20 protein-coding genes are annotated in these 18,816 nt (G+C 72.8%); 9 read left to right on the top strand and 11 right to left on the bottom strand.

What is annotated here, in order from left to right:
• Position 1 precedes the first annotated feature (1 nt).
• Both ACFYPD_RS24955 and ACFYPD_RS24950 read right to left on the bottom strand, forming a co-directional pair.
• Positions 2-229 carry a sulfurtransferase TusA family protein gene (locus ACFYPD_RS24955; RefSeq protein WP_387117973.1) on the bottom strand — a complete coding sequence of 76 codons (228 nt, stop codon included), beginning with the start codon at positions 227-229 and terminating at the stop codon, positions 2-4.
• Positions 230-284: 55 nt separating this feature from the next.
• On the bottom strand, positions 285-1,436 hold the full coding sequence (locus ACFYPD_RS24950; RefSeq protein ID WP_387117970.1) for a cysteine desulfurase family protein: 1,152 nt from the start codon (positions 1,434-1,436) through the stop codon (positions 285-287).
• A 170-nt stretch (positions 1,437-1,606) separates the two neighbouring features.
• Between ACFYPD_RS24950 and coxB the strand changes: the two genes are divergently transcribed.
• Positions 1,607-2,578 (top strand): cytochrome c oxidase subunit II, encoded by a 972-nt coding sequence (gene coxB / locus ACFYPD_RS24945; RefSeq protein WP_387117967.1) that lies wholly within the window; start codon positions 1,607-1,609, stop codon positions 2,576-2,578.
• Between the two features lie 10 nt (positions 2,579-2,588).
• The gene (locus tag ACFYPD_RS24940; protein WP_387117964.1) at positions 2,589-3,014 is read left to right on the top strand and encodes a cytochrome c oxidase subunit 4; all 426 of its coding nucleotides are present in this window, start codon (positions 2,589-2,591) and stop codon (positions 3,012-3,014) included.
• A 198-nt stretch (positions 3,015-3,212) separates the two neighbouring features.
• Here the strand turns inward: ACFYPD_RS24940 and ACFYPD_RS24935 are convergent, their stop codons facing one another.
• From ACFYPD_RS24935 to ACFYPD_RS24920, 4 genes are all read right to left on the bottom strand, one after another.
• Positions 3,213-3,422, bottom strand: coding sequence for a hypothetical protein (locus ACFYPD_RS24935; protein ID WP_387117962.1), 210 nt, complete (start codon positions 3,420-3,422; stop codon positions 3,213-3,215).
• Between the two features lie 118 nt (positions 3,423-3,540).
• Entirely contained in the window at positions 3,541-4,587 is a 1,047-nt protein-coding gene (trpD, locus tag ACFYPD_RS24930; protein ID WP_387117959.1) for an anthranilate phosphoribosyltransferase, read from the bottom strand.
• A 43-nt stretch (positions 4,588-4,630) separates the two neighbouring features.
• Positions 4,631-5,029: a hypothetical protein gene (locus tag ACFYPD_RS24925; RefSeq protein ID WP_387117956.1), complete on the bottom strand. Its 399-nt coding sequence runs from the start codon at positions 5,027-5,029 to the stop codon at positions 4,631-4,633.
• Positions 5,030-5,110: 81 nt separating this feature from the next.
• On the bottom strand, positions 5,111-6,064 hold the full coding sequence (locus ACFYPD_RS24920; RefSeq protein ID WP_387117954.1) for a cytochrome c oxidase assembly protein: 954 nt from the start codon (positions 6,062-6,064) through the stop codon (positions 5,111-5,113).
• A gap of 108 nt (positions 6,065-6,172) precedes the next feature.
• On the opposite strand from ACFYPD_RS24920, the gene ACFYPD_RS24915 reads away from it, so the two are divergent.
• The 5 genes from ACFYPD_RS24915 (at position 6,173) to ACFYPD_RS24895 (ending at position 11,350) form a co-directional block, all read left to right on the top strand.
• Entirely contained in the window at positions 6,173-6,772 is a 600-nt protein-coding gene (locus ACFYPD_RS24915; protein WP_091268281.1) for a heme-copper oxidase subunit III, read from the top strand.
• Between the two features lie 72 nt (positions 6,773-6,844).
• A complete protein-coding gene (locus ACFYPD_RS24910) occupies positions 6,845-7,681 on the top strand; it encodes a cytochrome c (RefSeq protein WP_387117951.1) in 837 nt (278 codons plus the stop codon).
• 67 nt (positions 7,682-7,748) lie between these two features.
• Positions 7,749-8,837, top strand: coding sequence for a ubiquinol-cytochrome c reductase iron-sulfur subunit (locus ACFYPD_RS24905; RefSeq protein WP_387117948.1), 1,089 nt, complete (start codon positions 7,749-7,751; stop codon positions 8,835-8,837).
• On the top strand, positions 8,834-10,465 hold the full coding sequence (locus ACFYPD_RS24900) for a cytochrome bc complex cytochrome b subunit (RefSeq protein ID WP_387117945.1): 1,632 nt from the start codon (positions 8,834-8,836) through the stop codon (positions 10,463-10,465). Before ACFYPD_RS24905 ends, ACFYPD_RS24900 begins: the two co-directional genes overlap by 4 nt.
• Before the next feature lie 210 nt (positions 10,466-10,675).
• Positions 10,676-11,350, top strand: a complete 675-nt coding sequence (locus ACFYPD_RS24895) for a DUF4142 domain-containing protein (protein ID WP_387117942.1) — start codon at positions 10,676-10,678, stop codon at positions 11,348-11,350.
• 64 nt (positions 11,351-11,414) lie between these two features.
• On the opposite strand, the gene ACFYPD_RS24890 is transcribed toward ACFYPD_RS24895, so the two are convergent.
• From ACFYPD_RS24890 to ACFYPD_RS24870, 5 genes are all read right to left on the bottom strand, one after another.
• A complete protein-coding gene (locus tag ACFYPD_RS24890; RefSeq protein ID WP_013287689.1) occupies positions 11,415-11,702 on the bottom strand; it encodes an Lrp/AsnC family transcriptional regulator in 288 nt (95 codons plus the stop codon).
• A gap of 52 nt (positions 11,703-11,754) precedes the next feature.
• Entirely contained in the window at positions 11,755-12,645 is an 891-nt protein-coding gene (locus ACFYPD_RS24885; RefSeq protein WP_387117940.1) for an NDP-sugar synthase, read from the bottom strand.
• Entirely contained in the window at positions 12,642-13,181 is a 540-nt protein-coding gene (locus tag ACFYPD_RS24880; RefSeq protein WP_387117937.1) for an NUDIX hydrolase, read from the bottom strand. The genes ACFYPD_RS24885 and ACFYPD_RS24880 overlap by 4 nt, the downstream gene beginning before the upstream one ends.
• Before the next feature lie 48 nt (positions 13,182-13,229).
• Positions 13,230-15,020 carry a RelA/SpoT family protein gene (locus tag ACFYPD_RS24875; protein ID WP_387118143.1) on the bottom strand — a complete coding sequence of 597 codons (1,791 nt, stop codon included), beginning with the start codon at positions 15,018-15,020 and terminating at the stop codon, positions 13,230-13,232.
• A gap of 128 nt (positions 15,021-15,148) precedes the next feature.
• Entirely contained in the window at positions 15,149-16,906 is a 1,758-nt protein-coding gene (locus tag ACFYPD_RS24870) for a DEDD exonuclease domain-containing protein (RefSeq protein ID WP_387117935.1), read from the bottom strand.
• 126 nt (positions 16,907-17,032) lie between these two features.
• On the opposite strand from ACFYPD_RS24870, the gene ACFYPD_RS24865 reads away from it, so the two are divergent.
• Positions 17,033-18,433: an NYN domain-containing protein gene (locus ACFYPD_RS24865; RefSeq protein ID WP_387117932.1), complete on the top strand. Its 1,401-nt coding sequence runs from the start codon at positions 17,033-17,035 to the stop codon at positions 18,431-18,433.
• Positions 18,434-18,565: 132 nt separating this feature from the next.
• Complete coding sequence (locus tag ACFYPD_RS24860; RefSeq protein ID WP_387117930.1) at positions 18,566-18,775, top strand: hypothetical protein; 210 nt, start codon at positions 18,566-18,568, stop codon at positions 18,773-18,775.
• Positions 18,776-18,816: the final 41 nt, after the last annotated feature.

The following is an 18,816-nucleotide window of genomic DNA, read 5'->3' as shown; positions in this document are numbered from 1 at the left end:
GTCAGTGGGTGCGGCGCACGTCGTAGCCCGGGCCGTCCGGGTGCGCGGCCACGAACTCCTGGCCGCGCATCCGGCACCAGGCCGGGATGTCCACGGCCGCGGCGGGGTCGTCGGCGAGCACCCGGACCACCGCGCCGACCGGCAGCTCGGGCAGCCGCCGGGCGAGATTGATCACGGGCAGCGGGCAGCGCTGGCCCCGACAGTCGAGCACCTCGTCCGGCTCGCTCACAGGGCGCCCTCCGTTCGCGACTGCGGGGCTCGCAGGACCGGCTCACTCCTCGCGCTCACAGGCCGGCCGCTCCCGCCTCGGCACGCAGGCCCGCGACGATCCCGGGCAGCTCGGCCAGGAACCGGTCGACGTCGGCCTCGGTGGTCTCCCGGTGCAGCGACACCCGGACGTTGCCGTGCGACAGCACCCCCATCGCCTCCAGCACGTGTGACGGCCGCAACGTCGAGGAGGTGCACGAGGAGCCGGAGGAGACCGCGAAGCCCCGCCGGTCCAGCGCGTGCAGCAGCGCCTCGCCGTCCACGTACAGGCAGGAGAAGGTGACCAGGTGGGGGAGGCGGTCCACCGGGTCGCCGACCACCTCCACGTCCGGCACCTCGGCCGCCACCCGGGCCCGGATCCGGTCGACCAGCGGCGCCAGCCGGGCCGCCTCGGTCGCCGCGTCGGCCGCCGCCGCGCGCAGGCTCGCCGCGGCGGCCACCACCGCCGGCAGGTTCACCACCCCCGGGGTACGCCCCGACTCCCGCTCGTCGGCCGGGGACGGCGACTCCCAGCGGGTGCCCTTGCGCACCACCAGCAGCCCCACGCCGGGCGGCCCGCCCCACTTGTGCGCGCTGGCGCTCAGCACCGACCAGCCGGCCGGCAGCGGCGCCCGGCCGGCCAGCTGCGCCGCGTCGACGTACAGCGGCACCCCCGCCTCGGCGCAGAGTTCCGCCGCCGCGGGCACGGGCTGCACCGTGCCCACCTCGTGACTCGCCCCGATCAGCGCGGCCAGGGCCACCCCGGGGGCGGCCACCGCCGCCGCCCAGGCGTCCAGGTCGACCCGGCCGAGCCGGTCCACGGGTACGGACACCGCGTCGCCCCCGCCGGCCACGTGCCGCTCCGCGGCGTGCAGCACCGCCGAGTGCTCGATCGCCGAGTGCACCAGGGCCGCCCCGGCCCGGCGCCGCCCGGACAGGCCACCGAGCACGGCGGCGTGCGCGGCCGCCGTACCGCTGGGGGTGAAGGAGAGCTCGTCGGCGCGGACCCCGAGGGTCTGCGCGGCGGCCTCGCGGGCGGCGTCGAGGAGCTGGCGGGCCCGGCGGGCCTGGCCGTAGAGCTTGGCGGGGTCGGCCCAGCCGTCGTCCAGCGCGGCCAGCAGCGCCTGCCGCGCGACCGGGTGCAGCGGTGCGGCGGTGGCCGCGTCCAGGTAGACCGGGATTGCGCTCACGAGCGCCACGCTATCGCCCCGGTACGCCCAAGATCCCCCCGATGGGGGCGGACAGTGACCCCAAGACGGTCAGGCCCGCCATGGTCGAGTAATCTGCGACCGTCGGTGACGCCTTTGCCGTCGGTGTCGAGCGAAACAATCACCGCGGCGCGCTAGGGAGGCAGGACCAGGTGGTCGCAAGGAGTTCGGAGGTACGGCCGTCGGCCGTACGGCACAGCGCTTCCTCGGGGGCCGGCGGGGGCCGGCGGCGTGGTGCTGGTCGACTCGCCGGGCTCGGTCTCGGTGGAGCGGCGCTGCTGGTTCTGCTCACCGGCTGTGACGTCGGCCAGACGTTCGGCGGCTTCGGGTGGCCGCAGGGCGGCATCACCCCCGAGTCGCACCGGATGTACGACCTGTGGATCGCGTCCTGCATCGCGGCCCTCGCGGTCGGCGTGTTCGTCTGGGGCCTGATCTTCTGGTGCGTGATCCGCTACCGGAAGCGCGGCAACGCGCTGCCGGTGCAGACCCGCTACAACCTGCCGATGGAGTTCCTCTACACCATCGCGCCGATCCTCGTGGTCTCCGTGCTCTTCTACTACACCGCGGTGGTGCAGACCGACGTGGTGAAGGAGTCGAAGAACCCCGACGTCACCGTCGAGGTCGTCGCCTTCAAGTGGAACTGGCAGTTCAACTACCGCGACGGCCAGGGTCGCGACGCCAACACCGTCGCCTCGGTGCTGGGCACCAGCGAGGTCATCCCGGTGCTGGTGCTGCCGAGCGGCAAGTCGATCCGGTTCGAGGAGCAGAGCCGCGACGTCATCCACTCCTTCTGGGTGCCGGAGCTGCTGTTCAAGCGCGACGTCATGCCGGGCAGCATCCGCAACACCTTCGAGGTCTCCAGCCTCGACCAGGAGGGTCACTTCGTCGGCCGCTGCGCCGAGCTGTGCGGCAGCTACCACGCCTTCATGAACTTCGAGCTGCGGGTCGTCTCGCCGGAGAAGTACGACCAGTTCCTGGCGGCCAAGAAGGCCGGCAAGTCGACCCAGGACGCGCTCTCGGCGATCGGCGAGGACCCGTACGCCACCGAAACCAAGCCGTTCAAGACGCGGCGCAACACGGCCAACTTCAACCCGTCCGACGCGACGGCCGGCGCGGGAAGCTGAGGGGTCCGGCATGAAGACCGAGTGGAAGATCTTCCTCATCATCGCGACGTTCCTCTTCGGCGCGGCGATCCTCTACGGTGCCTGGACGTACGGCGACGGCGGCCGGGTCGAGTGGGTCGGCACCGTGGCGCTGCTGCTGTCCTTCCTGCTCTGCTCGATGTGCGGCGGCTTCTTCTGGTTCGTCTCGCGCCGCATCGACCTGCGTCCCGAGGACCGGCCGGACGGCGAGATCGCCGACGGCGCGGGCGAGATCGGCTTCTTCAGCCCGGGCAGCTACTGGCCGTTCGGCCTGGCCCTGGCCGCCGCGATCGCCGGTCTCGGGCTGGTCTTCTGGCAGTTCTGGCTGATCGGCCTGGGCATGGTGGCGGTCGTCTTCGGCGCCTGCGGCCTGCTCTTCGAGTACTACTCCGGCACCCGCCGCACCGCCGAGCACTGACCCGAACCTTCAGCGAAGGCCCGCGCCCCCTCCGGGGCCGCGGGCCTTCCGCTTTTCCTGCCCGCGCTCTTCTTCCCGTCGATCATGGGGTGGGCGGTGTGATTCGCGCCTTTGGTCGCGGCGAACCTCATGATCGTCGCCGTGACCGGGGAGATCTTGGCGGCTCGGTGCGGGTCGGCCCGGGAACTGGCGGAGCGGTCAGGCGGCGCGGCGCTGGGACGGGCGGGCGGCGCCGCGGCGGTGGCCCAGGCGCGGGGCGCGGAAGGCGAACGTGGCGATGAGCACGGCGGCTCCGCAGCCGGTGCAGATCAGCTCGGGGCAGTCGGTGCCATGCCCGTCGACGCAGGTGGGCGCCTCGAACAGCACGACGCCCTCGCAGGTGTCGCAGTAGAGCTCGCGGTCCGACACGGGCGTCTCCTCTCGTTCCGGTGCCCGCCGAGCGGCGGTGGCGCCATCGGCGGAAAACGGAAAATTACTCCCGTGTAGTTTGGCACGCCGGTCCGACAAAACCCGGACGGCAGCCGGCTCAGAGCGTGCCGGCCACCTCGAGCCAGCGCTCCAGGGCGCCCGCGGCCGCGCCCGAGTCGACCGACTCGGTCGCCCGGGCCAGGCCGGCGCGCAGCGCCTCGTGCAGGTCGCCGTCGAGCGGGCCCTGCGTGGCGAGGGCGACCGCGGCGTTCACCAGCACCGCGTCGCGGACCGGGCCGGTCTCGCCGGCCAGCAGCCGCCGGACGACGCCGGCGTTGTACGCCGCGTCTCCGCCCCGCAGGTCGGCCAGGGTGGCCCGGGGTACCCCGAGCGCCGTCGCGTCCAGCAGCGCCTCCCTGACGACGCCCTGCTGGGCCACCCAGACGCGGGTCGGCGCGCCGGTGCTGAACTCGTCCAGCCCGTCCTCGCCGCGCATCACGATCACCGAGTCGCCGCGGGCGGCGAAGACGGCCGCCATCACCGGGGCCATCCGCGGATCGAAGCAGCCCACCGCGCCGGCCCGCGGGCGGGCCGGGTTGGTCAGCGGGCCGAGGAAGTTGAACGCGGTGGGCACGCCGATCTCGCGGCGGACCGGGCCGGTGTGCCGCATGCCGGGGTGGAAGCGGGCGGCGAAGCAGAAGCCGATGCCGGCCTCGGTCACGCAGCGCGCCACCTGCTCCGGGTCGAGGTCCAGCGGGACGCCCAGGTACTCCAGCACGTCGGCGGTGCCGCAGGAGGAGGAGGCGGCCCGGTTGCCGTGCTTGACCACGCGGACACCGGCCCCGGCGACGACCAGCGCGGCCATCGTGGAGATGTTCACCGTGTGGGCGAGGTCGCCGCCGGTGCCCACCACGTCCAGCGCGCCGGCCCGGACCTCCTCGGGCAGCACCACCGGGACCGCCCGGGTCAGCATCGCCTCGACCAGGCCGCCCAGCTCGGCGGGCGTCTCACCCTTGGTGCGCAGGGCCACGGCGAAGCCGGCGATCTGGGCCGGGGTGGCCGAGCCGGCCATGATCTCGCCCATCGCCCAGGCGGTGTCGGCGGTGGAGAGCTCCTCGCCGCGCAGCAGCGCGTTGAGCAGAAGCGGCCAGGTCCGTTCACCCATGGCGGGCCTCCCGAGCGGCGTGAGAGCGGGTGTGGCGGCTGCCTCAGGCCGCGGCGTGGGTGCGCCGCAGCAGCTCGGCGACGGTGGTGCCGGCGGTCACCGGGTCGAGCGGGTGGGTCAGCGTGGCGTCGACCTCGGCGTACGCGGCCAGCCAGCGGTCGGCCGCACGGGCCAGCACCACGCAGGTGGGCGGGGCGTCGTCCCGGTCGTCCTTGATCTGGCGGGCGATGCCGAGGCCGCCGCCGGGGCTCGCCTCGCCGTCGAGCAGGAGCAGGTCGATCTCGTAGTCGTCGACCAGCCGGACGCAACCGGCGTAGTCGGCGGCCTCGACGAACTCGATCTCGATCCCGGGGGCGGGCCGGGTGCCGACGGCGAGTCGCATCCGGTCACGGACCTTCGGGTCGTCGCTGTAGAGCAGGACGGTGCAAAGACGATCGCTCATCGTGACGTGGCTCCCACCTCGTAGCTGCCCGCTGATCGTAGCGGGCGTCACATCCGACCGGTCGCCCCGCCCTGGCCGGCGTCAGGCGCTCGCTTCCGCGGCCCGCTGGCGGGCCTCCTGGCGGTCCAGCTCGCGGTCCAGCCGGCGGGCCTCGCGCTCGGACTGCTTGATCCACTGGACGACCAGCACGGCCAGCATGGTGACGCTGACGAACTCGCCGCCGGCCCAGAGCACACCGCCGGCGACCACCTGGTCGTTCCAGGGATCGGACCAGCTCAGGTGTAGCGACGGGTACCAGTCGCCGCCGAGCAGCGTGGTGCTCTGCATGATGGTGAGCCCGAGCACGGTGTGGAACGGCACGGAGAGCAGCATGAGCAGCGCCCGGGCCGGGTACGGCCAGCGCCCGGGCAGCGGGTCCAGGCCGAGCAGCGGCCAGAAGAACACGCAGCCGGTGATGATGAAGTGCCCGTGCACCAGCTCGTGCGCCCACTCGTGCCGGAGGGTGATCTCGTACAGGCCGGTGAAGTAGAGGGCGAACGGGTTCACCACGAAGATGGCGAAGGCCACCAGCGGGAAGCTGTAGACCCGGGCGATCCGGCTGTGCACGATCGCCAGGAGCCGCTTGCGCGGGCGCACCGGCAGGGTGCGCAGGGCGAGCGTCACCGGCGCCCCGAGCGCCAGGAAGATCGGCGCGATCATGGCCAGCACCATGTGCTGGATCATGTGCACCGACAGCAGGGCGGTGTCGTAGGCGCCCAGCCCGCTGACCGTGACTGCGGCGATGCCGCCCAGGCCCGGGAAGAGGAAGCTGACCGTACGGACCACCGGCCATCGGTCGCCGCGCAGCCGCAGCCGGTACACCCCGTAGAGGTAGAGGCCGGCGGCGAGCACGAGACCGAGGGCGAGCCAGCTGTCCAGCCTGGTCTCGGTCAGGACCCGGGCCACGGTGAACGGCGGCGGGACGGCCTCGGCCCCCGCCGCGAGTGTCGCCGGGGCCACCGAGGTGGCGGCGAAGATCGGATCGACGTGCAGCACGCTTTTCAGGGTAGGTCAGGCGAAGCGGACGACCCCGATCGGGCCACTGATGGCACAGGTTTGCCACCCCGCTGATCGTCGGTCCCGGTCAAGGGCAATAATGACCGCGTGACTGCGGCCCCAGCCATTGACAAGAGCCGGATCCACTCCCTGACCCGACCCAACATGGTCAGCGTCGGGACGATCGTGTGGCTCTCCAGCGAACTCATGTTCTTCGCGGCGCTGTTCGCGATGTACTTCTCGATCCGCGCGGCGGCGCCGGAGCAGTGGGAGAAGCACACCGAGATCCTCAACATCCCCTACGCGACCACCTTCACGGTGATCCTGGTGTTGTCCTCGGTGACCTGCCAGCTCGGTGTCTTCGCGGCCGAGAAGGGTGACGTCCACGCCCTGCGCCGGTGGTTCACGATCACCTTCGTGATGGGTCTGATCTTCGTGCTCGGCCAGGCGAACGAGTACCGGAACCTGGTGCACGAAGGCGTCAAGATCAACGCAGACGGTTACGGGTCGATGTTCTACCTGACGACCGGCTTCCACGGCCTGCACGTGACCGGCGGTCTCGTCGCGTTCATCATCTTCATGATCCGCACCACCATGGGCCGGTTCACCCCGGCGCAGGCGACCTCGGCGATCGTCGTGTCCTACTACTGGCACTTCGTCGACGTGGTGTGGATCGGGCTCTACGCCATGATCTACTGGCTTCAGTGATCTTGGCGCGTCACGTATCGCGCCGCTGCTCCGTCCCCTGAGACAAGGTCCAACCGGTTAAGGACACAGGTCATGACTTCTGACAACGACCGCCGACGCGGTCTGCTCGCGCGCCTGCGCGGGCGGCCCGCAGCGCGCAGCAGGGGCCGCCGCCGGCTGGGTGCCGCGGTCCGGCTGGCCGCCGCGCTGATGCTGGCCGGCGGCGCCTACACCGTCTTCGCCCCCGGTGTGCAGGCGCAGGACAACCCGCCCCTGAGCGCCGCCGCCAACGAGGGCAAGGCGCTGTTCGACGTGAGCTGTGTGACCTGTCACGGTCGCAACGCCCAGGGCGTCGAGGGACGTGGTCCGAGCCTGATCGGCGTCGGGTCGGCCTCGGTCGAGTTCCAGGTCAGCAGCGGTCGGATGCCGATGGCCCGGCAGGAAGCCCAGGCCTGGCGCAAGCCCCCGCAGTTCACCGACGAGCAGGTGCGCCAGCTCGGCCAGTACATCCAGGAGCTCGGCGGCGGCCCGCAGGTGCCGCAGGGCAACAACCTGCACCAGAACGCCGACATGGCCGCCGGTGGCGAGCTGTTCCGGATCAACTGCTCGCAGTGCCACGCGTTCGGTGGTGGCGGCGGCGCCCTCTCCTCGGGCAAGTACGCGCCGAGCCTGCGCCCGGCCAGCGACCGGCAGATCTACGCCGCCATGCTGAGCGGCCCGCAGAACATGCCGGTGTTCGGCGACAACCAGATCACTCCGGAGCAGAAGGCGGACATCATCGCCTACATCCAGGAGACCCTGAAGCACGACCAGGACCAGGGCGGCTTCAACCTGGGCCGGTACGGCCCGTCGACCGAGGGTCTCGCGATCTTCCTGGTCGGCATCGTCGCGCTGGTCTTCGCGAGCCTGTGGATTGCGGGCAAGTCGTGACCGGGCGGATCATTCGTTTCAGTGCTGTGGTGCCGACCCCCGGCGCCACCCGTAGCGAGGTGACGGCATGAGCACCCACACCGAGCACCAGGCCCAGCAGGGCCGGGAGCCGCTCGACGTGAACGACCCCCGGCTCTCCCGGTTCGAGATCGTCGAGGAGGGCGCGCGGCGGGACGACATCGAGATCGTCCACTACGAGCCCCAGGTGGTCCCGGGCAGCAAGGCGGAGCGTCGGCTGACCCGCACGGTCGCCTCGATGTTCCTGCTGACCGGCGCCGCCGCCACCGCGTTCCTGATCATCTACATCTGGTGGCCCTGGAAGTGGGAGGCCGGTCGCGGCGGCGACAAGTACTACACCCCGCTGCTCGGCGTGACCCTGGGCATCGCCCTCCTCGCCGTCGGCTTCGGCATCCTCACCTGGGGCAAGAAGCTGTTGCCCAAGGAGGTCTCGATCCAGGACCGGCACGACCAGCCCGGCTCCCCGGAGGATCGCAAGATCACCGGTGAGACCATGCTCTACATGGCCGACGAGCTGGGGGTGAAGCGCCGGCCGCTGCTCGGCATCTCGCTGCTCGCCGGCCTGGCGCCGGTCGGCGCGGTCGTCGCGGCGCCGCTGGTCGGTGGCCTGATCTCCAACCCGCACAAGAACAGCCAGATGTTCAACACCGGGTTCGCGGCAGCCGACGGCGGCGAGCGGATCCGCCTGATCCGCGAGGACGGCCGGCCGATCCGTCCGGCGGACGTCAGCGTCGGCGGTCAGCTGACCGTCTTCCCGGGCATCGAGGGCGGCGTGAGCAACAAGCACGCCGACTCGCCGACCCTGCTGATCCACCTGCGTGAGGACGACGCGCAGAAGTCGCGCGCCGCCAACGCGCGGATCGGTCACGGCGACTACATGTGGGGCAACTACGTCGCGTTCTCCAAGATCTGCACCCACGCCGGCTGCCCGGCCAGCCTCTACGAGCAGCAGACCAACCGCCTGCTCTGCCCCTGTCACCAGTCGCAGTTCCTCATCACCGACAACGCCACGCCGGTCTTCGGCCCGGCGAACCGGCGGCTGCCCCAGCTGCCGATCGAGGTGGACGAGGAGGGCTTCTTCGTGGCGAGGTCCGACTACACCGAAACCATCGGTCCCGACTTCTGGGAGCGGCCATGAAGCGCCGAAAGTTCGATCCGGCCGCGCTGCCGGCCAAGACCGCCGGGGCGGTGGACGACCGCTTCCAGGTGGCCACCCCGCTGCGCAAGCTGCTGAACAAGGTCTTCCCCGACCACTGGTCCTTCCTGCTGGGCGAGATCGCGCTCTTCTCGTTCATCGTCCTGCTGCTGACCGGTGTCTTCCTGACCTTCTTCTACGAGCCGGCGATGACCGAGGTGGTCTACGACGGCAGCTACGCCCCGCTGCGGGGCACCCCGATGTCGACCGCCTACGCCTCCAGCCTGGACCTGTCGTTCGACGTCCGGGGCGGCCTGATCATGCGGCAGATGCACCACTGGGCGGCGCTGCTGTTCATGGCCGCGATCGTGGTGCACATGCTCCGGGTCTTCTTCACCGGCGCGTTCCGCAAGCCGCGTGAGACGAACTGGATCATCGGTTCGCTGCTGTTCTGGGTCGGCTTCCTGGCCGGCTTCACCGGCTACTCGCTGCCGGACGACGGCCTCTCCGGCACCGGCCTGCGGATCGCCTCCGCGATCATGCTGTCGATCCCGGTGATCGGGTCCTGGGTCACCGCGTCGGTCTTCGGCGGGGAGTTCCCGGGCACCATCATCATCAGCCGCTTCTTCATCGCCCACGTGCTGCTCATCCCGGGTCTGCTGGTGGCGCTGATCAGCGTCCACCTGGGCCTGGTCTTCAAGCAGAAGCACACCCAGTGGCCCGGCCCCGGCCGGACCAACGAGAACGTGGTCGGCGAGCGGATGTTCCCGCGCTACGCGCTCAAGCAGGGCGGCTTCTTCATGGTCGTCTTCGGCGTGATCGCGCTGATGGGTGGCCTCTTCCAGATCAACCCGATCTGGTACTTCGGCCCGTACGAGGCGTGGGTGGTCTCGGCGGCCAGCCAGCCCGACTGGTACGTCATGTTCCTCGACGGCTCGACCCGCCTCATGCCGGCGTGGGCGATCAGCATCCCCATCGGTCAGGGCTACGTCATCCCGCCGCTGTTCTGGCCGACGGTGGTGCTGCCGGGCATCCTGGTGATGATCTCCCTGTTCTACCCGTTCCTGGAGGCCCGCCACCTCAAGGACTACAAGCACCACAACCTGCTCCAGCGGCCCCGGGACACTCCGGCCCGGACCGCGGCGGGCGCGATGGCGGTGGGCTTCTTCCTGGTCCTGACGCTCTCCGGCGCCAACGACGTCATCGCCGACAAGTTCCACATCAGCTTGAACGCGATGACCTGGGCCGGCCGGGTCGGCCTGCTGGTCGTCCCGCCGCTCGCCTACTACCTCACCTACCGGCTCTGCCTGGGTCTCCAGCAGCACGACCGGGAGGTGCTGGCCCACGGCGTGGAGACCGGCATCATCAGGCGGCTGCCCAACGGCCGGTTCGTCGAGGTCCACCAGCCGCTCACCCCGGTCGACGGGCACGACGGGCACGGCCCGGCGCTGGACTACGTCGGCTGGGTGGTGCCGAAGAAGATGAACCGGCTCGGCGCCCTCGGCCCGGCCATCCGGGGCTTCTTCTACCCGATCGAGAAGCCGGCCGAGGCGCCGGTCTCGCCAGGGCACCCGCCGGTCGAGCCCCGACCGGAACGGGAGGAGATCGGCAGCGGCGAGAGCCGCCGCTGACCCGCCCGGATACGACTGACCGTGGCGCCCGCCGGATCACCGGCGGGCGCCACGGCCGTTTCCGGCCCCGCCGTCCCGTTCCGCCCGCGCGACGCCGGTCGGCCCCGCTCCGATGTCCCGCCACCCCCCGACACGGACGGGTGGAATCGCAGGAATAACCCCGGTCAGCCGGGTATCCGTGCGGTCCGACGTCTCAAGGGGGGGGAAAGCATGTTGGGAATCAAACGCCTGGGCCTGCTGGCCGCGCTGGTGCTCGTGGGACTGGCACCAGCCGCCGCGGCCCAGGCCGCGGCGCAGCCGTCGACGCAGGACACGCAGTACCTGCAGGCGGTGCACCAGGTGAACCTGTTCGAGATCACCGCCGGTAACCTGGCGCAGCAGAAGGGTCAGAACCAGCAGGTCAAGGACCTGGGCAAGATGTTCGTGACGGACCACACCCAGCTGGACCAGACGGTGCAGTCCACCGCCCAGCAGCTCAACGTCCAGCTGCCGGCCGACCCGACCGCCGACCAGCAGAAGGTCCTCGACCGGCTGAACAACCTCAGCGGCGCCGAGTTCGACAAGGCGTGGGTGACCGCCCAGTTGGCCGGCCACGTTCAGGCCATCCAGGCCACCCAGACTGAGATCTCGCAGGGTTCCGAGCAGTCGGTGGTCCAGCTCGCCCAGGACGCCCTGCCGATCCTCCAGGCGCACTACGACGAACTGGTGGCTCTCGCCCAGACCCTGGGCGTCCCGGTCCCGCAGACCAGCGCCAGCGGCACGCCCAGCCCGGGCGGCACCACGTCGACGGCTCCGGGCGGCACCGAGTCGCCGGCTCCGGGCGGCACCGGCACCGAGGAGCCCGCTCCGGGCACCACGGAGACGCCGGCGCCCGGCCAGAGCTGACGACGCGTACGACCGACCGTGGCCGGTCCGCCCCCCCGGGGCGGGCCGGCCACCCGCGTGCGCGTCAGTCGGCGTTGGCCAGCCCGATCGCGAACGCCTCCTCCAGGTCGTGCTGGGAGTAGGCGCGGAACGCGATGTGCGACTCGGTGTTGAGCACGCCGGGCACCTTGGAGATGCTGCCGGCGATGACCTGGGCGATCTGCTCGAACTCGCGGACCCGGACCATGGCGATCAGGTCGACGTGCCCGGCCACCGAGTAGACCTCGCTGACGCCGGGCAGGTTGGCCAGCGTCTCGGCCACCTCGGGAATGGAGTCGGTGGCGCAGTCGATCAGCACGATCGCGGTGATCACGGGACATTTCTCCGTTCGTCGACGTCGAGGCCCATGCTAAGGGCTGGGCGGGTCACCGGGCCGCCGGGACGGTCAGGTCGGTGCCCGCCCGGATCACCCCGCTGAGGCGTTCGCCCGCGGCGACCGTCGCGCCGGGCCAGACAACCGAGCGGTCCACCGCGCCGCGCACCACCGCGCCCGCGCCGACCACCGAACTGCTCACCCGCCCGTCGACCGTGGCGGACGGGTCGACCAGGCCGCCGGGACCGGCCGCGTGCAGGTTGGCCGCCAGGTAGTCGGCCGGGGTGCCGGTGTCGTAGAAGGTGCCCCGGTAGGGGACCACGGTGAGCGCGCCGGCCGCCTCCGCCGGCCGCCAGACCGCCCGGACCAGATCGCCGAAGGTCGCCGGCAGCTCCCGGACCAGCCGCCACGGCAGCAGCGAGAACCCCACGAACCGGTGGCCGTCGAAGGTGCCGGGGGCCGCCGGGTCGTCCGCCGGCCGGCCGAGCAGGCGTACGCTCCGCCCGTCCCAGCCGTCCAGCAGCACCGCCACGTCCGGTCCCGGCGGGGCGTCCGGGTCGGCCAGGTACGCGTCGGCGTTGCCGACCAGCACCCCCCGCCCGGCGATCCAGTCCCGCAGGTTGCCCAGCCCGCCGGCGGTGCCGAGCGGATCGCCCGGCTCGACCGACAGGTGCGCCCGGGCGCCCACGTGCGCCACCACCTGACCGCCCAGGTAGCAGGCGTTCACCGCGACCCGGTCCGGCCCGGTCAGGCCCAGCCCGGCCAGCCGGTCCAGAGCCCGGTCGAGCAGCGGCACGTTGCCCACCGGGCAGAGCGCCTTGGGCAGGTGCGCGGTGAGCGGGCGCAGCCGGGTCCCCTCGCCGGCGGCGAGCACCACCGCACAGACGTCCACGGCGGTCCGCCAGCCCGGCCCGGACGCGGCGGGCGCGCCGGCGGCGGTCACGCGGCGGGTGGCGCCGCCGGCGGGACCTCGCCCGCGCGCGGGCCGATCCCGTAGTACCGGAGCAGGTTGGCGGTGGCCCGGCTCAGCCGCGGCAGCTCGTCCAGCGGGTGCCAGGCGGCCTCGAAGACCTCCGCGCCGTCCACCGTCAGCTCGGTGCTGGAGGCCGGCACCTCCGCCTCGAAGACGACGTCCACCCAGCCCTTGGCGTGCACCACGGCGTTCGGCACGGCCGGGCGGAGCCGCTCGGGGGAGAGCCGGATGCCGGACTCCTCGTACAGCTCCCGGGCCGCACCGACCACCGGCGCCTCGCCGCGCTGCAGCAGGCCGGCCGGGAGGGTCCAGCTGTGGCCGGGCGGCTGGCGCAGCAGCAGGATCCGCCCCGCCCCGCCGGCCTCGGCGTCTCGGACCAGGGTGACCGCGCCGACGATGTACTTCGGTACGGCGAGCCGGACGAGCCGGCGCCGCAGCGGGACCGGGAGCCGGTAGAAGATCTGGTAGCCGAGGGCCCGTCCGGTGGCACGCGCGCGGGGGATCATGCCTGTAAGGCTAGTGGCCGGGCGGCGCCGGCGGATGAGCGGAGCTCGCTACTGCCGGTGGTCGACCAGATCGATCAGCTGCCGGACGACCGTGTCGGGCTCCACGGTGCGGTCGAAGACCGCCACCAGCAGCGTCTCCAGGTCGGGGTAACCCAGCTCCTCGGAGAGCCGCAGCAGCGGCAGATCACTGGCCAGGCCCCGGTCGTGCTTGCGCAGCGCCAGGCCGATGGTGGCCCGGCCGAGGCGGACCTTGTCGGCGATCGAGATGCCCGGCTCGGTGTGCTCGGCGAACCAGCGGTTGATCTGCATCTGCGCGTGCGGGGACTTGACGAAACCCAACCACTCGCGGCGCGGCCCGCGCGGCGCCACGTCGACCTCGAAGCCGCTCTCCGCGTCGCTCTCGGTGAAGATCTCCACCACGTCGCCCTCCTCCAGTTCGGAGGAGAGCGGGGCGAGCCGCCCGTTGATCCGCGCGGCGAGGCAGTGGTCGCCCCGCTCGGTGCCCAGCTCGTAGGCGAGGTCGACCGGGGTGGCTCCGGCCGGCAGCACCACCTGCCGACCGTCGGCGACCACCTGGATCTGCGCCTCGGCCAGGTCGCAGCGAAGCGATTCCATGAACTGGGTGGGATCGACCGTCTCCTGCTCCCAGTCGAGCACCCGGCGCAGCCAGGCCAGCTCGTCCGCCCGGTCGGGCGCCCCGCCGGTGGCGCGGGGAAAGCGGTAGTGGGCGGCCACGCCGTATTCCGCGGCGTGGTGCATCTCCTCGGTGCGGATCAGCACCTCGACGGTCCGGTCCTGGGGGCCGCAGACGCTGGTGTGCAGGGATCGGTAGAGGTTGTTCTTCGGGGAGGCGATGAAGTCCTTGAAGCGCCCGGGCACCGGCCGCCAGAGCCCGTGCACCGTGCCGAGCGCGGCGTAGCAGTCGGTGGCCGGGCCGTCCACCACGATGGCGATGCGGGGCAGGTCGTAGGGCGCGGTGTGCTCGCCGGCCACCGTGTCCTTCCAGATCGAGTAGAGGTGCCGGGGGCGGGGGCCGACCTCGGCGTCCACCCGGCTGCGCCGCAGCGCCGCCTTCGTCTTCGTCACCACGTCGTCGAGGTAGGCGTCCCAGCCCGGCCGGTCGTGCACGAACCGGGCGATCCGCGCGTGCTCCTCCGGCTGCAGGTGCAGCAGCACCACGTCGTCGAGCTCGCGTTTGAGGGTCTGGATGCCCAGCCGGTCGCAGAGCGGGACGAGCACCTCCTGGGTCTTGCGGGCGATCCGCTCCCGGGAGGCGGCCGAGCGGACCCCGAGGGTGCGCATGTTGTGCAGCCGGTCGGCCAGCTTGATGATCAGCACCCGGACGTCCTTGCCGGCCGCCACGATCATCTTGCGGACGGTCTCCGCCTCGGCGGCCTTGCCGTAGAACGCCTTGTCGAACTTGGTCACCCCGTCGACCAGGTGGGCCACCTGGCGCCCGAAGTCCTCCTGCAGCGCCTGGAGCGTGTAGCGGGTGTCCTCCACCGTGTCGTGCAGCAGCGCGGCGACCAGGGTGGTGGTGTCCATGCCGAGGTCCGCGCAGATCTGGGCGACCGCGAGCGGATGGGTGATGTACGGCTCGCCGCTCTTGCGGAACTGACCGCGGTGCATGTTCTCGGCGATCGTGTAGGCCCGCCGCAGCACCGAGGCGTCGGCGCTGGCATGGATGCCGCGATGGGCGCGGACCAGCGCGGTGACCGGGTCGTTGTCGGTGGTGGGCCAGGTGAGCAGGGAGCGCAGGCGCCGGGAGAGCGGCAGGTCGCCGGGCTGGGTCGGAAGGGCGCCGCCCAGGGCGGCGCCGTGTCCGGCGTCGACGTCCACCTGGGACACCTCCTCACCCCGGCCCCCGGGCCGCCGGGACCGGCGACCGGGAGCAGGCCCGCGAATCGGGCAGGACTGCACTTCTCCAACAGCCTAAGGGAGTTGACGTAGTCCGATCGGACACTTGGTCATGAGCGTTCGGTCGAGAGTTGGTGGGATGCGCCGTTCTCCGCCTTGGTCAGCAGGTCGCGGAACCGGCCCGCGCCGGCGATCGGCGAGGCCCACCCGGCGGACGTCTCGACCAGCCGGGTCTCCGGTCGCTCCAACCAGGACAGGATCCGTTCGGTCTCCTCCGCGGTGGCCGCCGGCACCGGGCCGTGCCCGGGCAGGACCGTCTCGGCGGTGGCCCGGATCGCGGTGATGGTCGGTCGCGGGTGGACACCCGGCGGGGACACCCCCGCACCGGCCAGCCGGCCGTGGCGCACCAGGGCCAGCTCCCAGCCGCCCCGGGCGGCCGGACGGGCGGCGGCCAGCTCGGCGATGCCGGTCAGCGCGGCCAGGCGCTGCATCCGGACCGCCGCGCGCAGCACCGCGGCCAGCCGGCTGCGCACCACCGCGGCCTCCTCGTAGCGCTGGGCGCCGGAGAGCACCTCGATCCGGGCCAGCAGGGCGTCCACCACCACCTGCGGGTCGTCCCGGGTGGCGGTGCGGAACGGGACGGCGGCGCGGTGGTCGTACTCCTCGGGGGTGATCCGGTGCTCGCAGGGCGCCGGGCAGCGACCCAGCTCGGCCAGGGCGCAGGCCGGCATGGTGGTGCGCCGGGACAGCCGATGGGTGCACTGGCGCAGCGGCACCGCGTCGTGGAACCCGGCGGCGGCCAGCTCGGCGGCCTGCTTGGAGCGGAACGGACCGAGGTAGGCCGAGTCGGTGGGGGCGAGGTCGCGCACGATCGACAACCGCGGGTACGCCTCGTCGGTCAGCTTCAGCCAGACCTGGCGCTCCGGGTACTTCGACCGCCGGTTGTACGGCGGCGCGTGCGCGGCGATCAACCGCAGCTCGCGCACCTCGGCCTCCAGCGAGTGGGCGCACTCGACCGCCTCCACCCGCTCGGCGGCGGCCAGCATCTCCGAGATCCGGGCCCGCTTCTCGGCGGCCGTGAAGTAGCTGCGCACCCGGGTGGCGATGTCGCCGGAGGTGCCGACGTAGAGGGGACGGTCGTCGGCGGCGCGGAAGATGTAGACGCCGGGCACCTTCGGCAGCCCCTCGGCGAGGTGCCGCTTGCGTCGCTGGGTCGGGGTGACCGCCCGGGCGAACTCGATGGCCTCGCCGATGGTGTCGACCCGGTGCCCGCCGAGCCGGCCGATCAGCCCGTGCAGCACGTCGACGGTGGCCTTGGCGTCGTCCAGCGCCCGGTGGGTGGGCTGGGTGGCGGTGCGGAAGTAGGCGGCCAGGGTGCCGAGCTTGCGGTTGGGCACCTCGTCGCGGGTGAGCACCCGGCGGGCCAGCGCGGCGGTGTCGAGCACCCGCGGGTTGGGCCAGCGGTAGCCGTGCTTCGCGCAGGCGGCCTTGAGGAAGCCCACGTCGTAGGGGGCGTTGTGGGCGACCAGGACGGCGTCGGAGACGAACTCCAGGAAGCTCGGGAGGACCTGCTCGATCGGCGGCGCGGGAAGCAGCATGGCCTGGGTGATCCCGGTCAGCACGGTGATGAACGGCGGGATCGGCACCCCCGGGTTGACCAGGGTGGCCAGCACGCCCAGCTCCTCGCCGCCGCGCACCTTCACCGCGCCGATCTCGGTGATCCCGCCGCCGTCCGGCGCGCCGCCGGTGGTCTCCAGGTCGACCACCACGAAGGTGGTCGCGTAGAGCGGCAGCGCGGGGTCCACCCCCGTGCCCGCCACCCGGTCCAGGCCGGCCAGGGCCTCCTGGACGTAGTCCGCTCGCGTCACCCGCGGCACGCTAGCGGCGGGGTCCGACACTCCCGTCCCGGCAGCCCCAGGGTTACCACGGCGGTAGGATGAGAGATCGGCTCACTCACCGGGTGGTGAGCCCGTTCGGGGTGGGAGACTTGCCACATGCCCCTCACCGAGCCGCACGACGACGACTCCTCCCTGGAGGAGCCGGTGGTCGGCGCGCACGACGCCGGTGAGAACCCCTCCGCACCGCCCGAGCCGGAACCCACCCTGCCCGAGCCGGTCCGGCAGCGCATCGTGGCGCTCACCGCCGCGGTGCTGCCCGGGCTGGCCGCCGACGAGGTGCCGGTGCCGCTGCGCCGGGTGGCCAAGTTCGCCCCCAACCGGCGCGCCCGGCTCGGTGCCCCGGCCATCGCCGCCCAGCTCACCGCCGACCCGCTGTTCCGGCAGCGGGTCACCGCCCGGGTGCTCGCCGACGCCGGCGACCTGGGCGCGGCCGTGGTGGAGGGGACCGCCCCGGCGGCGGCGGACCCGGTCGAGGTGGCCGCCCTGGCCTACCTGGCCCGGCCCCGGGGCTGGCGGGAGCTGATCGAGGCCAGCGGCGCCGCGGTGCGCGCCGAGGCGGACAGCGCGGTGGTCGCCGAGCTGGTCCGCGAGGCCGAGCAGCGGGCCACCCGCGCCGAGCACGACCGGGCGGTGGCCCGGGTCGAGGCGGAGAAGCTCCGCGACGAGCTCGCCCGGGTCGGCGAGGAGCTGGGCCAGCTCCGCGAGGAGGCCCGGCAGCTCGCCCGTACCCTCCGGGAGACCCAGGCCCGGGAGCGCAAGGCCACCGAGATGCTGGCCACCGAGCGCGGCCGGGCGGCCCGCGCGGCCGCCGACGCGGACGCCGAGCTGCGCCGCGCCCGGGCCCGGCTGGCCGAGGCGGAGGCCGCGGCCGGGGTGGCCCGGGTCAGCGCCAAGGAGGCCCGCTCGGTCGACGAGGCGAAGCTGTGGCTGTTGCTGGAGACGATCGGACAGGCCGCCGTCGGGCTCCGCCGCGAGCTGGCCCTGGACCCGGTGGAGAAGTTGCCCGCCGACTTCGTCGCCGACGCGTTCGCCGACCGGTCCGGTGCCACCCCGGCCGGGGCCGCGACCCGGGCCCGGGACACCGACGACCCCGCCCGCCTCGACCAGCTGCTCGCCCTGCCCAAGGCGCACCTGGTGGTGGACGGCTACAACGTCACCAAGCGGGGCTTCGGCGAGATGTCGCTGGAGCAGCAGCGCAAGCGGCTGATCACCGGGCTGGGCGGGATCGCCGCGCAGACCGGGGACGAGGTCACCGTGGTCTTCGACGGCGCCGAGCGGATCCACGGGCTGCCGCCCGCGCCGCGCGGGGTGCGGGTGCTCTTCTCCCACAAGGGGGAGACGGCGGACGAGCTGATCCGCCGGCTGGTCCGGGCCGAGCCGGCCGGGCGGCCGGTGGTGGTGGTCTCCTCCGACCGCGAGGTCGCCGACGGGGTACGCCGGCACGGCGCCTACCCGCTCGGTGCGGACTCGCTGCTGCGGCGGCTCGCCCGGTCCTGACGCCGATGATCGGGTTCGGGGTGGGTGCTGCCTCGTTGTCCGGTTCTGTCACAGCCTCGGCCTAGCCTCGTGGTGACCGACGGTGGTGGGCTCCTCTCCTGTCCGCCACCGGCGACTCGTCAGGAGGCGTTGATGCTCATCGACTGCGACACCTGCGGGATCCGGGGCGCCGGGTGCTCCGGCTGCCTGGTGACCGCGCTGCTCGACACCGGTTCCGCGGCCGCCGACCTGGGCCCCGCCGAGCACCGGGCGATCGAGGTGTTCGCCCGGGCCGGGTTCGAGGTGCAGGTGCTGGCCGCCCCGCCCGCTCCCCGGCGTCCGGCCCGCCGCCGGGTCGCCTGATCCCGCTCGGGCACCACGGCCACCGCGCCGCCCACGGGCCT

It is taken from the genome of Micromonospora sp. NPDC005299 (assembly GCF_042872345.1).
Classification (GTDB): Bacteria; Actinomycetota; Actinomycetes; order Mycobacteriales; family Micromonosporaceae; genus Micromonospora.
Note: the sequence above shows the minus strand (reverse complement) of the source record. Positions and strands in the feature narration are given on the sequence as shown.

Bases quoted from the DNA above. Each gene is read 5' to 3' on its own strand.
- ACFYPD_RS24895 (WP_387117942.1), top strand. From the start codon at position 10,676: ATGTTGGGAATCAAACGCCTGGGCCTGCTGGCCGCGCTGGTGCTCGTG.
- trpD (WP_387117959.1), bottom strand. From the start codon at position 4,587: ATGGGTGAACGGACCTGGCCGCTTCTGCTCAACGCGCTGCTGCGCGGC.
- ACFYPD_RS24880 (WP_387117937.1), bottom strand. From the start codon at position 13,181: ATGATCCCCCGCGCGCGTGCCACCGGACGGGCCCTCGGCTACCAGATC.
- ACFYPD_RS24905 (WP_387117948.1), top strand. From the start codon at position 7,749: ATGAGCACCCACACCGAGCACCAGGCCCAGCAGGGCCGGGAGCCGCTC.
- ACFYPD_RS24940 (WP_387117964.1), top strand. From the start codon at position 2,589: ATGAAGACCGAGTGGAAGATCTTCCTCATCATCGCGACGTTCCTCTTC.
- ACFYPD_RS24925 (WP_387117956.1), bottom strand. From the start codon at position 5,029: ATGAGCGATCGTCTTTGCACCGTCCTGCTCTACAGCGACGACCCGAAG.
- ACFYPD_RS24910 (WP_387117951.1), top strand. From the start codon at position 6,845: ATGACTTCTGACAACGACCGCCGACGCGGTCTGCTCGCGCGCCTGCGC.
- ACFYPD_RS24865 (WP_387117932.1), top strand. From the start codon at position 17,033: ATGCCCCTCACCGAGCCGCACGACGACGACTCCTCCCTGGAGGAGCCG.
- ACFYPD_RS24900 (WP_387117945.1), top strand. From the start codon at position 8,834: ATGAAGCGCCGAAAGTTCGATCCGGCCGCGCTGCCGGCCAAGACCGCC.
- ACFYPD_RS24860 (WP_387117930.1), top strand. From the start codon at position 18,566: ATGCTCATCGACTGCGACACCTGCGGGATCCGGGGCGCCGGGTGCTCC.